The sequence below is a fragment of the Sphingomonas sp. CFBP 8765 genome, assembly GCF_014841445.1.
In the GTDB taxonomy this organism is placed as follows: domain Bacteria; phylum Pseudomonadota; class Alphaproteobacteria; order Sphingomonadales; family Sphingomonadaceae; genus Sphingomonas; species Sphingomonas aerolata.
Genome location: NZ_JACYTY010000008.1, coordinates 1 through 12,799, shown reverse-complemented (window position 1 = coordinate 12,799; position 12,799 = coordinate 1). Strand labels below are relative to the sequence as shown.

The 12,799-nt window shown below is 63.7% G+C and carries 11 protein-coding genes; 4 read left to right on the top strand and 7 right to left on the bottom strand.

The window, feature by feature from the left end; translation table 11 throughout:
* Position 1 precedes the first annotated feature (1 nt).
* From mqo to IFT87_RS17145, 7 genes are all read right to left on the bottom strand, one after another.
* Positions 2-1,735 carry a malate dehydrogenase (quinone) gene (mqo, locus tag IFT87_RS17175; RefSeq protein ID WP_342211188.1) on the bottom strand — a complete coding sequence of 578 codons (1,734 nt, stop codon included), beginning with the start codon at positions 1,733-1,735 and terminating at the stop codon, positions 2-4.
* Positions 1,736-2,139: 404 nt separating this feature from the next.
* A complete protein-coding gene (locus tag IFT87_RS17170) occupies positions 2,140-2,532 on the bottom strand; it encodes a hypothetical protein (RefSeq protein ID WP_042467029.1) in 393 nt (130 codons plus the stop codon).
* Between the two features lie 41 nt (positions 2,533-2,573).
* On the bottom strand, positions 2,574-3,032 hold the full coding sequence (locus tag IFT87_RS17165) for a hypothetical protein (RefSeq protein ID WP_042467030.1): 459 nt from the start codon (positions 3,030-3,032) through the stop codon (positions 2,574-2,576).
* Between the two features lie 33 nt (positions 3,033-3,065).
* Positions 3,066-4,079: a sigma factor-like helix-turn-helix DNA-binding protein gene (locus IFT87_RS17160; RefSeq protein ID WP_052149008.1), complete on the bottom strand. Its 1,014-nt coding sequence runs from the start codon at positions 4,077-4,079 to the stop codon at positions 3,066-3,068.
* Positions 4,080-4,409: 330 nt separating this feature from the next.
* The gene (locus IFT87_RS17155) at positions 4,410-4,646 is read right to left on the bottom strand and encodes a helix-turn-helix transcriptional regulator (protein ID WP_192191366.1); all 237 of its coding nucleotides are present in this window, start codon (positions 4,644-4,646) and stop codon (positions 4,410-4,412) included.
* Complete coding sequence (locus IFT87_RS17150) at positions 4,643-4,882, bottom strand: hypothetical protein (RefSeq protein WP_192191365.1); 240 nt, start codon at positions 4,880-4,882, stop codon at positions 4,643-4,645. The genes IFT87_RS17155 and IFT87_RS17150 overlap by 4 nt, the downstream gene beginning before the upstream one ends.
* A gap of 255 nt (positions 4,883-5,137) precedes the next feature.
* Positions 5,138-5,941 carry a hypothetical protein gene (locus tag IFT87_RS17145; protein WP_192191364.1) on the bottom strand — a complete coding sequence of 268 codons (804 nt, stop codon included), beginning with the start codon at positions 5,939-5,941 and terminating at the stop codon, positions 5,138-5,140.
* A gap of 607 nt (positions 5,942-6,548) precedes the next feature.
* Here IFT87_RS17145 and IFT87_RS17140 point away from each other — a divergent pair.
* The 4 genes from IFT87_RS17140 to IFT87_RS17125 all read left to right on the top strand — a co-directional run bounded on the left by IFT87_RS17140 (position 6,549) and on the right by IFT87_RS17125 (position 12,330).
* Positions 6,549-7,418, top strand: coding sequence for an alpha/beta hydrolase (locus IFT87_RS17140; protein ID WP_342211187.1), 870 nt, complete (start codon positions 6,549-6,551; stop codon positions 7,416-7,418).
* Between the two features lie 183 nt (positions 7,419-7,601).
* A complete protein-coding gene (locus IFT87_RS17135; RefSeq protein ID WP_249403424.1) occupies positions 7,602-9,359 on the top strand; it encodes a GH39 family glycosyl hydrolase in 1,758 nt (585 codons plus the stop codon).
* A 163-nt stretch (positions 9,360-9,522) separates the two neighbouring features.
* A complete protein-coding gene (locus IFT87_RS17130) occupies positions 9,523-10,767 on the top strand; it encodes a PQQ-dependent sugar dehydrogenase (protein WP_192191362.1) in 1,245 nt (414 codons plus the stop codon).
* A gap of 318 nt (positions 10,768-11,085) precedes the next feature.
* A complete protein-coding gene (locus IFT87_RS17125) occupies positions 11,086-12,330 on the top strand; it encodes a multidrug effflux MFS transporter (protein ID WP_446740635.1) in 1,245 nt (414 codons plus the stop codon).
* The last annotated feature ends 469 nt before the right edge of the window (positions 12,331-12,799 follow it).

Genomic DNA, 12,799 nt, shown 5'->3' with positions numbered 1-12,799 from the left:
GTCAGAGGGCGAGGTCGGGGCTGCGGTCCGCCTTGACGCGCATCGCGGCGGGGCGGGGCTTGGTCGCGACATGGACCGCCGGCGAGGCGATGGCGAGTTGCAGCGTATCGGCGGTATTGCGCCAGTGATCGGCGAGCAGTTCGGGATGCTCATTGAGCTTGATGCCGTAGCTCGGGACGATCTCGCGGATCTTGGCCTGCCAGCCGGCGGTCGACAGCCGGTTCGGAAACACCTTCTTGAGCAGGTCGAGCATGATCGACGGCGCGGTCGACGCACCCGGCGACGCGCCGAGCAGCGCCGCGATCGAGCCGTCCTTCGACGCGACGATCTCGGTGCCCAGCTTCAGCACGCCGCCCTTTTCAGGATCACGCTTGATGATCTGCACGCGCTGGCCCGCCTGCCACAGGCGCCAGTCGCCGTCCTTGGCGCCGGGGAAATATTCGCGCAACGCCTCCATCCGGTCGGCATCCGACATGATCAGCTGCCCTGCGAGATATTCGACCAGCGCGAAATCGTCCCAGCCGACCGCGACCATCGGCCGGAAATTGTCGATCGTCACCGATGCAGGCAGATCGAAATAGGACCCCTGCTTCAGGAACTTGGTCGAGAAGGTCGCGAACGGTCCGAACAGCAGCGCCTGCTTGCCGTCGAGATAGCGGGTGTCGAGATGCGGCACCGACATGGGCGGTGAGCCGACCGCGGCCTTGCCGTAAACCTTGGCGAGATGGCGGTGCGTGATCTCCGGCTTGTCCGCGACCAGGAAGGATCCGCCGACCGGAAAGCCGGCATAGTCGTCCGCCTCGGGGATGCCCGACTTCTGCAGGATCGGCAGTGCGCCGCCACCCGCGCCGGCAAAGACGAAGCGCGCATTGATGACCTGCTTGTCGTCGGTCTTCATGTCGCGCGCGGTGACTTCCCAGCCGCCCTTGGCATTGCGCTCGAGCGAACGGACCTCATGCCCCGTCGTCAGCGTGAAGTTCGCCTGCTTGTCGAGCGCGGCGATATATTGCCGCGTCACCGCACCCCAGTCGCAATCCGTGCCGAGCGGCGAGCGGGTCGCCGCAAGCGGCAGCGCCGGATCGCGGCCCTGCATCATCAGCGGCACCCATTTGGCGATCTGGGCGCGGTCGGTCGAGAACTCCATGCCGGAGAAGAGCGGACTGGCGCCCAGCGCTTCCCAGCGCTTGCGAAGGAAGGCGACATTGGCGTCGCCCCAGACGAGGTTCATGTGCGGGGTCGAGTTGATGAACGTCCGCGGTGCGCCGAGCATGCCGGCCTTGACCTGGTGGCTGAGAAACTGGCGCGTGACCTGGAACTGCTCGTTGATCTCGACCGCCTTGGCGATCTCGACACGGCCGTCGGCCGCGTTGACCGGCGTGTAGTTGAGTTCGCACAGCGCCGAATGGCCGGTGCCCGCGTTGTTCCAGCCGCCCGAGCTCTCCTCGGCGACCTTGTCGAGACGTTCGACCAGCTCGATCGTCCAGCTCGGCTCGAGCTGGCGCAGCAGCACGGCGAGCGTCGCGCTCATGATGCCGCCGCCGATCAGCAGCACGTCGACCGAACGTTCCGTCGTCGCGGCCTGCGCCGGCGACAGGGGAACCATGGCGGAGGACCCTGCGACGCCCGCAACGATCGCCGAGCCTAGAAGATTGCGGCGCGTTACGCCCGTGCCGGCCGCTGGAGCTTCGCCTGACTGCTCGGCGGTCCGCGTGTCGTCGTTCGATCCAATTCGCACTATGATGCCTTTTTCGTTACCGCCTGCCCGCCCCCGATCCCGGCCCCCGAGGGGCGGAGACGGCTAAGGGCGCATCGCCGGATGATGGATGGGCTGCGCAGGATCGGCCGAAAGACGCACAGAAGCGATCGACCGAGCACAACCGTTGCTCAAAGTCCTCGCCCATTTGCCGGAATTTATTGGGAGGCCCGCAAACCAGTAAAATTGACGGGTATCCGAGACTTACATGCCATCGCAGGCGCAATTTTTCAAGCTTTGGATGGCGGATGGCCGGATCGGGGCCCGCCATGCGCGGCGTATCGAGCCGCGCGGCAGCAGCCGCGAAGACGCCCGGTCGGCGCCGGCCGCAGGGATCTTGTTCGTCCGTCCGCCAAGCTCGACCGGTCACCCGGCCAGCTTGCGGATCAGCAATCCACCAGACCCGCGAGCAGATCGCTCATCCGCTGACGCCCGACGACCGACAGCTGAATATGCGATCGTCGACCGTCATTTTTGTCGCGGGTCCGCAGGACGAGACCCGCCTCCTGCAGGATCGCAAGGTAGCGCAGCGCCGTCGCCGAGGGCGCCCGCGCGCCGATGCACACCGCGGACACGCTGAGCTGACGCCCCTCGTGATGCGAGATGAACAGGTCGAGCAGCATGTCCCAGGCGGGTTCGGAGAACAGGTCCGCGCCGAATGCCGCGTCGCGCTGGCGACGCAGTTCGTACAGATGCTTGGCAGCGCTCACCAGGCGGGCGGGATCGACGGCGGCGGGTGCAAGAGCCGGCCCGGGCCGTGCGCCGTTCAAGAGTCGCATGAAAGGAATGGCATAAGACATTTAAAGCCTCAGATGCAGGGCTAAGGAAGGGTCGGGTCCTGGCGGCTCCAGTCGAGATCCCAGCCTCGCGACCGGACCCGTCTGGCATGCCGCATCGTTCCGACGGCGAGCAGCAGGACGATGGGGTAGCTCCACATGACCGACAGGACCGCATAAGCGAGCCGGATCACGTCGGGGTTGATCGCCCGGGCCAGATGCGCCCCGGTTCCCAGTGCATGGAGCGCGGTGACCCAGGCCGGCCAGAACCGATCGGCGTGCAGCGTGATGGCGATCATCACGCCGAGCAGGACGATGTCGACGGTCATGATGCCGATCTCGACGTCGACGAACTCGCCTGCGCCAAGCTGGTGAAACATCCGCGTGGCCAGTGCCGCGAGCAGCAGGGCAAGCCCGGTCAGCCGCTCGGGGGCACCGCCACGCCAGAATGCATAGCCGGTCGCCGCCAGTTGCAGCGCGTTGAAGATCCAGACGCGGTCCACGTTATCGGGTCAAGCGATCCACCGGCCGCGTCGTCAGGCGGCAACGACGAGGTGCAGCAACGCATCGTCGCGCAGAGCCCCTTCGTTGGGCGGACACTCGCCCTCGTCACCATAGGCATAGAAGGCACCGAGGCCGATTTCGCTGCGTACCGCGACCAGCGCATGGTGCGCGTCGACGAAGCGCTGGCGGGCCTTGATCAGATCGGACGATGCATCCGCGACGAGTTGCAGCGCGGCGATCCCGGTCGCGACCGGCAGTTTTGCCGCCGCACGCTGCTGCAACAAGGTCGCGACGCACGATGCGGCGAGCGACGCGGCCTGGTCGACCGCCGCCTCCGCCTTCAGAAAGTCTGCGGTGACCCTGTCGGTTGCCTGACGACGTTCCTTCAACATGTCGAATTTCCCACCCCAGCGCGACGAATGCTCGACCCGGGGAGAGGCGGCGCTGCCGCGAACCTGCCTGAACAGGCTCGTCATGGTCATCGTCATCGTCACCAGCGCCACCGTGGTGATCGCCAGCAACGCCATGAGCCCGACCAGCCGGATCAGCCTGTCCCCCTTGGACAGGCGGTTCCGCGCCGCTCCCTCCGGTCCGCCTCTGGGCGTCATCCCTATGAAGCGGCGGACGAGCCCCCATGGATCGTCCTGGCCGACCTGTGGCGGATGCGACGGCGCGCGCGCTACGTCGATTGGTTCGGATGGGAGCCGATCATACGTCGCGACCAGCAGGTCCGACGACGGCATTGGCGACGTCCCGTCCTCCGTCCTGTCGTTCGCGGCGCGGGGCGCGGGCGTGGCGGAGGGCATGACGCGGGGCTCTGCGGGCACATCGAAATCCCCGGCGGTTTCGTGCCGTTGCAACAGCCGCGCAGCCTCGAACCGCGACCCCGCGCCCAGCACCTGAACCGCGCGTTCGATCCGCTTGTCGATCGCCGACGGCGACACGCCGAGCAGCGCTGCGATCTCCTTCGAATTGTGATGCGTCAGGACCAGTCGAAGACAGGCCCTTTGCGCTTCGGTCAGGAGATCAATGCGGCTGGCAGACATAGACCTACATTAACCGCAATTCTGCGGTTAGGCATCCCTGTTTGAAGCGCGCCGAATGCCGTCGCGGGACGCGTTTTCGCGCACGATGTCCGCACGACATCCCGGCACAGATCTGAAGGTTGTAAGGTTCGCGCCTGGCCTTGCTACCGGCGAAGGACCAAAGCTTGGGCGGTGATACCGCAAAGCTTTGGTGGACAGGGCTGCTACTGCGTACATTCCATTAAGGTCCTGTAATATGTGCATTATTCGAATTTTCGCATCGTCTAGTGCCCCCTTGCGTGCCCCCAATCGATCCCCCCTGGAAATTTGAAGGAGCAAGTTTGACCAGTGTCATGCTGGGACAGGAGGCTTCGCCAGACGCGCTTTTAGCCACGTATCGACGTCCGATTGCCACCAGCCGATGCAGCGCTTCGTGAGGGGGTGCTGGGCGGGAAAGTCGTTGTTCGCGACCATCCGGTAAATCGTCGCACGGCTTAGTCCGGTGCTCGCAATCACGTCGTCGATACGCAGGAAACGACCCGCTGCACTGGCATGACCATCTTGCTTCGCTTGGGCGACGTTCTTCATGCGGCTTCCTCGAGGCGCTCGGCGTCGTGCAACCCCGCGAAGCTGGGCTGCGCGTTATGGATCTTCAGCTCCATCTTCGGCGTGCCGTCCGCGTTCAGAACAGGACGCTTCGACTTGCGATATCGCGTCCTGCCATCGACGGGCGGCGTAGTGCGAACGACGTGCGGAGCTTGCCGGTTGTCGTTCTTTGCAATGGAAGCCGTTAATGTGGCGGCTGAAAACTTGGGGTTTGTCATCGAATGCGTTCCGGCAAGGCGGTGGCGTTCTCGGAAGCGCGCTCCGAGAGATGGCTAGAAAGGACGTGTCGAAATTAGCGGATCCGCTTAGCCTTGGGCGGTCGCAGGCGCGGCTTGCTGGTCACGCGGCGCGCCTCGGCCAGTAGCGACAGTCACCAGCGGACCAATAAGACAGGAAAAACCTCCCCAATCGGGTGGGGCCTCGGCACGGTTTCGGACGAAGTGTACCGGCAGCCGGGTCGCCAGGGCTCACGATCATGGAAAGGTACCGTGTTCCGGCCGATTCCAGACCTCATAGAGTACAGCTGTGACGTCGACCGCGATCATGGCCTTTGCGCCATCCTTGGTGGCCTCGCCGCTCGCTTTCGGACCCCATGCAAAGCGATATTCGTCGCCCTCGCCGGTGCGCCAGAAATAGGTCATTTCCTCAAGATTGGCGCTGTGGCCAGCGGGATCATCGGCCTTTGGTTGCTCGGTGACGGTTAGGTAAGCGTGTAGGTGCCGGTAAAAGTCCTCGCGCTCTACATTCTCCCGGATTTCGGCAATTTCACGAGTTAGGCGCTTTTCTCCATGCGCTTCTCCTGCCGCCGCAAGCATCGCCTCTTTAAGCTCTTCCTCCTGTTCATCTTCGGAAAGATCGACGAAAGCTGCGACAATGCTCGGGTTCTTGTCACGATCGAAGCCGGGTGAGTTTACGAGGTTCCGTAACTCCGCCTGCCTCAGCATTCTCGCGACAAAGCTATCTTCGACAATGAAAAGCGACCACAGACCATAAACTTGGTTACGGTTCAGCCCCAACCCGTCGAAGTAAGCAATGGCCTCGCGGTAGACGCGACCAATCGACAGCATACCCTCGATTTTTACCCCGAGTATGCGAAGCTGGTTCATGATCGCGGCGATATTTGCCTCATACCAGGAGAAGCGGAGCTTAAAGCCGGTTCCCGTAGGGGCTTCCATCGGACGCAGCACACCGCCGCGAACCCAGAACGTCATGACGTCCCGAGGAATTGCCGCCTTGACCATGATATCGCCGCGTAGAATCGGCTTTTGGGTAGGCATCGGCCTTCCTTATGAACAACTGACGCTCAGCATTAAGTGACAATAGGTCACTCTGCAAGCCGTGATTAGTAAGGGCTTCGTCCGCGCCTTAGCCGACTCGCTGTGCTCTGCGTCAAAAAGGCGATCCCGACACGATGCAGCGTACGTTCTTCTCGCTGTAAAAGCGGAAGCGCGACGAGACCTGTCATTGCAGATTTCCACTAGCCTAGGCGCCCCTCCCGGGCGCTGGATCTCGATTGGCATTCGTTGACGGTGAAGTCCTCGCTGTCCGCAACCGATTAGAAATCGTTGGACTATGGTAGCGCTATCGATATCCTTAGAAAAAGAACGATAAGATCGGGAGAGCGACCATGGGATTCGGATCCCGCTTGAAAGCCACCCCTCGATGGGTTCGGCGCCCTTTTTCGTACCTCTCCTGCTTGACGATTTGCGCAATCTCCCCCGCGCTGGCGCAGACCAATGTCATGGCTCCTATCGCCACCGGGGCGCAAACGAGCCCGGCCGTCAGTGATACGGGTAATCTTGCAGGAGCAAGCGCACGCCCAGCTTCCATCCTGACCGCGCGCGCAGCAGTGGCGGCAATGGTGCAAGCCAAGTGAAACGGGCCGTGCTCACGGCACTTGCGCTGCTGGTGGCCGTTCCGCTGGGGGCGCAGGATCCCGCGCCCGAGCAACCTCCGCAATACACTGTGATCAAGCTCTGGCCCAACGGCGCGCCGGGATCGGCTGCGCACCGTGGCGAGGCCGAGATCGCCCGCGACTATTGGGTACGCAACATCCATGATCCGTCGCTGATCGCCTTCCCCGCCGCGCCTGCGCACCGCAACGGGGCGGCGATGGTGATCATGCCTGGTGGCGGCCACAAACTGCTCGTTTGGACCAATGAAGGAACCAAGGTCGCGACCGCACTGAATCGCATGGGCGTCACCGCGTTTGTGCTCAAATACCGGCTCGCGAACGAGCCTGGGTCGAAATACTCGGTCGAGGGCGATGCGGCGGACGATGCGCGGCGCGCGCTGCGCTGGGTTCGCGCGCATGCCACCGACTATGGCATCGACCCGACGCGCGTCGGTGCGATGGGCTTTTCAGCCGGAGGCGAACTCGTGTCGCTGATCGCGGACAATCCAGAGCCAGCACGACGCAGCGCCCTTGATGCCGTCGACAAACAATCCGCACGCCCTGATTTCCAGGTGCTTGTCTTCCCCGGACCGCGTGGCATCCCAGCCACCGCCGTCAAGAACGCGCCGCCGGCCTTCCTGGTCGCCGGAAGCCGCGATCCCTGCTGTGCAGCACCCACCGTCGCGCTCTACGAACAGCTGAGGAAGAGCGGCGTGTCGGCTGAGTTGCACATGTATGCGGACAGCGGCCATGCGTTCAACCTCGACGAGTCGGATCGGATATCGATCCTGCACTGGCCTGATCGCCTGCAAGACTGGCTGGCTGACAGCGGCTGGCTTTCGCCACGAGTGACGAAGTGAAGTGCAGATGGTACCGCTCGATCGGATTGACCATCCTGCGCTGCGATCCGCAGTCTCCACTCACCAACTGGCATTGTCGGACTTCAGCAACCCGCGTGAGATCCGCTGTCCATGCGAATTTCCTGTTCGGGTCATGATGTCCGCCGTCGCGCTGCGAGCGTGGTCAAAGACGACATCGTCCGCATGCTGTTCGTCTCCGGCGGAGCAGGTGACGGCATCATGATGCGGTTGATGATGATCGGTTTTGCGGCGATCGCCGTTCTCGCTCCCGCAAGAGCTGAGCCGACCCCTGATGCCGACGCGTTTTCCGTGGTCGTAGAGGTCGATGCCGGTCGCCCAGAACGGCCCGTGGAAACTGTGTGGCGGTTCTTCGGCGCTGACGAGCCAAACTATGCGACGATGAAGGACGGACGAACCACGCTGTCGACCTTGGGCAAACTCGCGCCCGACCACGTGTATTTCCGCACCCATAACCTTCTGACCTCGGGCGATGGCACCCCTGCGCTGAAATGGGGGTCCACTGGTATCTATTCGGAAGATGCGAGCGGTCGCCCGCTCTACGACTGGACCGTGATAGACCGGATTTTCGACACGTACCGCGCGCGCGGCGTCAAACCCTATGTCGAGCTCGGCTTCATGCCCGAGGCAATGTCGACCAGGCCGGTCCCCTATCAGCATGACTGGCGGCCGGGCAGCGGCGCGTTGCGCACCGGCTGGGCCTATCCACCACGCGACTATGGGCGTTGGGAAGACTTGATCTACCAGTGGGTGCGTCATTGCGTCGACCGTTATGGCCGCGAAGACGTCGCGAGCTGGTATTTCCAGACTTGGAACGAAGCCAATCTGCCGCAATATTACTGGGGCGGGACGCGCGAGGAGTTCTTCCGTTTGCACGATGCCGCGGTGCGCGGTGTCCGGCGGGCGCTACCCGGCGCGCGGGTCGGAGGACCGGACAATGCCGGCGCCGGTGACGACTTCCTGACGGCATTCATGGCTCACGTACAGGCGGCGGGCACACCGACCGACTTTCTCTCCTTCCATGCCAAGGGCCAGCCCGAGCTGGTCCAGGATGCGAAGGGTGGCCATGTGCGCATGGGCCTGAACACCCACCTCAAAGCCGCCGAGCATGAATTCACAGCGATTAGCGCCAACCCGGCATTCCGCAACAAGCCCATCGTAATCGGCGAATCCGATCCGGAAGGCTGCGCGGCCTGTCAGGGGCCGGCCAATGCGTACCGCAACGGTACCATGTACTCGAGCTACACCGCGGCATCCTTTCCCCGCCTGCTGGCGCTTGCCGACCGCCATCGCCTCGATCTGGAGGGCATCCTGTCGTGGGCGTTCGAGTTCGAGGATCAGGCACCGTTCGCGGGCTTTCGCCAACTCACCTCAAACGGCATCGACCTGCCCGTCATGAACATGTTCAAGATGTTCGCGCAGATGAAGGGTCGCTACGTCCCCGCCATGTCCGACCATCAAGTCGCGTTAGACACAGTGATGACCGAGGGCGTGCGCGGCACCGCGGACGTCGGCAGCGTCGCCAGCCTCGACGGCGACAAGCTTGCTGTGCTCGTCTGGCACTATCATGACGACGATCTGCCGGGGCCGAAAGCCGCGGTGCGACTGCAGCTGCGCCGATTACCGCGCGCCTTTGCCAAGGGCGCGACAGTGACCCACTACCGGATCGACGCCAGCCACTCGAACAGCTTCGCCGCATGGCGCGCCATGGGATCGCCGCTCGCCCCGACGAACGAACAGCGTGCCACGTTGCTGAAGGCCGCCGAACTCACGACCATGGATGCCGCGCCGACCCGCCTGACGGCTCGCAGGGGTGACGCCACGCTGGCGTTCGATCTGCCGCGGCAGGGCGTGTCGCTACTGGTCATCACGCCCACGTCACGCGACGCCGGGCATCGGCGGACCGGTGGCAGCAGCCAATGAGACGCCGCGCAAATGCTATCCGAGCCCGGCAATGTGGACGGACGTCCAACGCCGACGCATCACGCGTTCGACGCGATAATCGGCTGGTCGCTCGATCGCGTTTGCGACACACCGGCCGCCTGTATTGAGAGGATCGCCTGTGCCTGCCTATCCTAGACTGTCCATGGCTGCGCTGTCGCTGCTGATCAGCTGCGGACCGACGGACCGCGCCGCCCCACCGGCCGGCTCGGAGGCGCCCGCGCCACCGGTGAACTACGGCGCGGCGACCCCCGCGTCGTCCAAGCCGTTCAAGGTCGATCCCGTCGCCGCGTTCGACTCCCCCTGGGCGCTGGCCTTTCTGCCGGACCAGAGGATGCTGGTGACCGAAAAGCCCGGCCGGCTGTGGCTGGTCAGCGCGGCGGGCGTGAAGACGCCGGTCGGCGGGGTGCCGCGCGTCCACTTCGAGGGACAGGGCGGTCTGTTATTCGTCGCCGCCGCGCCCGACTTCGCGCAGAGCGGGCACGTCTACCTCACCTATGCCGAACCCGGCGCGGGTGGCGACGGTCTGGCGTTGGCGCGCGCGACGCTCGATCCCGGCGCGGCGCAACCGGTGCTGAGAGACCTTCGGGTTGTGTGGCGGCAACTGCCCCGCGGCAATGGCGGGCAGTTCGGCGGCTACATCGCATTCTCGCCCGACGGCCGCTATCTTTTCCTCACCTCCGGCGAACGCCAGCGTTTCACGCCCGCGCAGGACCCTGATCAGGCGCTCGGCAAGATCCTGCGGCTGACGCTGGATGGCACGCCAGCGCCCGGCAATCCCGGCGCCGGCAAGATCGGCGCGACCACGATCGGCATCATCGATCCGCCGGAAAATACCGGCGGCGCCGCCACCGCGCCGGTACGCCAGGTCACGATTCCCGGCCCGAACCTGACTCGGGCGGAGACCTGGACGACGGGTCATCGCAACCCCTACGGACTGGCGTTCGATGCCAAGGGTCGCCTTTGGTCGACTGAAATGGGTCCGCAGGGCGGCGACGAGCTGAACCTGATCGAGCCCGGCAGGAACTATGGCTGGCCGATCGTATCCTACGGCAAGAACTACGACGACACGCCGATCGCCTCGCCCGCCGGCAAGACGAAATTCCAGCAGCCGGCGCTGTACTGGAGCCCGATTATCGCGCCGGCCGGGCTCACCTTCTATGACGGCACGATGTTTCCGCAGTGGCGAGGCTCCGCCTTTGTCGGCGGACTCGCATCGGAAGCGCTGATCCGCATCGCGTTCGACGGCGCGGTCCCCAGCGAAGTCGAGCGGTGGAGCATGGGTGCGCGGATCCGCGCGGTCATGGCCGGCCCGGACGGGGCGCTATGGCTGCTGGAAGACGGACCTGGCGGGCGGCTGCTCCGCCTGCATTCCAATCGCGCGGGTTGAGAGTTCGACAGGGGGGGAGCAGAACCAAATCTGCTAAGAGGCGCCAGCTCCGACGCGTGGCTTATGGCTTGAGAAGCCATGTTAACGCCGCACGGACGCCCGAATGGACGGTCAGCTGGTCCTTGGCGCTCTGCAACTTCAGACGCTTGTCCAAGAGGCCCGCGGCCACTGCCAACGAACGAGAGTTGCGCCAAAATTCTTCAAAACTTGTCGGCACTGCGAAAAGCCAAGGTTCCCCGTAAATCACTGCTCGTGAGCCGCCGTTTAAGCGTACTGGTGGGCATGGTCATCAGCAGATTGTCGACCTAGATGGCGGCGATGATCGATAAGCGGACCTCCTCCATGCCCCCCGGTGAATTCGTCGCGTTCGTCGCCGCGCTGATGGCGGTCAACGCATTGGGCGTGGACCTGATGCTGCCTGCGCTCGCCGACATCGGCCATCAGCTTGCCGTCACGACGGCCAACCACCGACAGTGGATCATCACGGTCTACATGCTTGGCTTCGGTGCTGGACAGCTCGTCTACGGCCCGCTTGCAGACAGATTTGGCCGCAGGCCGATCTTGCTCGTCACCATTGCGGGCTTCGTGGCAGCCAGCATCTTCGCCGCAGGTTCGCAAACATTCCCCGCCCTTCTCGGCGCACGCGCACTCCAGGGCCTCATGTCGGCATCGACGCGTGTACTTGCGGTCGCGATCGTGCGTGACCGCTATTCGGGTCGCCAGATGGCGCGCACGCTCTCCGTCGCCCAGATGATCTTCTTCCTGGTACCGATCATGGCGCCCAGTCTCGGCCAGGTCCTGCTGGCTTTCGGACCCTGGCGGTTCATCTTCTATGCGCTGGCGGCCTTTGCGGCTGTCGTCCTTGCCTGGTCGACGGTCCGTCTACGCGAATCCCTGCCGGTGGAACGTCGGTCGCCCTTGTCGCGGGCGTCGCTCGGCCGCGCCTACCGATTGACGCTAACGAACCGCTTCTCCGCGGGCTATGCCGTGGCGGCGTCGATGACATTCGGCGGCATCATCGCCTTCGTTTCGTCCGCGCAGCAGATCTTCGTCGATGAATTCCATGCCGGTGAACGCTTCACGATTCTGTTCGCCGTCTGCGCCTTCTCGATGGGCTGTGCATCCTTTGCCAACAGCCGCCTCGTCGAGCGGCTTGGCACCCGCCTCATCTCCCAGTCCGCATTGCTCGCGTTGATCATGCTGTCGCTTCTCCACCTCGTCGTAATCGGCGTCGGACGGGAGTCGCTGGAGACGTACATGCTGTTCCAAGCGCTCAGCATGACCTGCATCGGACTATGCGGGTCGAATTTCGGTGCGATGGCGATGGAGCCTGTCGGACACATCGCCGGTACCGCGTCCTCGATACAGGGTTTTATCACCAGCGTCGGTGCGGTGATCGTCGGCTCCATCATCGGGCAGGCCTATGACGGAACAACCTATCCGCTGGCCTTCGGCTACCTGGCGATCGGCGTTGCAGTTCTGTGCGTCGTGTACTTCACGGAAGGACGAAGGCTGTTCCAGGCTCGACATGCTAGTGGCACACAGAATTCGGGACACGAATAGACTAAATTCCGGCCACTAGGCCTAATAGAATTTCCATTTTAAGCCAGACCCCCATTTAACGGACATTGCAGAGCAGTGCTGCGCTCTACAATATCGTTCGATCTAATCCAACCGGCGCGTAAGTGCTCTGCTGGGCAAATGGATGGTTAGTCTCTGCCGTTCAGCTTCCTTAAAGCGAGCAGCCTTTTTCACTAGGCCACGTATGGCTGCACGACCAACAACCCTATCGCCGCCAAGCCAGCCACTGCCAAGCGCAACCGCAGGTGCTAGGATAAGGAGGCCATAAGAGTCAGGTGCGAAATGCTCAATTATGTCGATGGTGCCCCTTTTGCCGTGATCGCGGCTTGCCTTCATACCGACGCTTTCTGCTTGGCGACCGGCGGGCCTTTAGACCCACGAGCGATCGTTCAGTGCCCGAACGCGGCATCCCAGAATCGGCCGTTCGTTCACGTAACCGGCCGAGGCCATG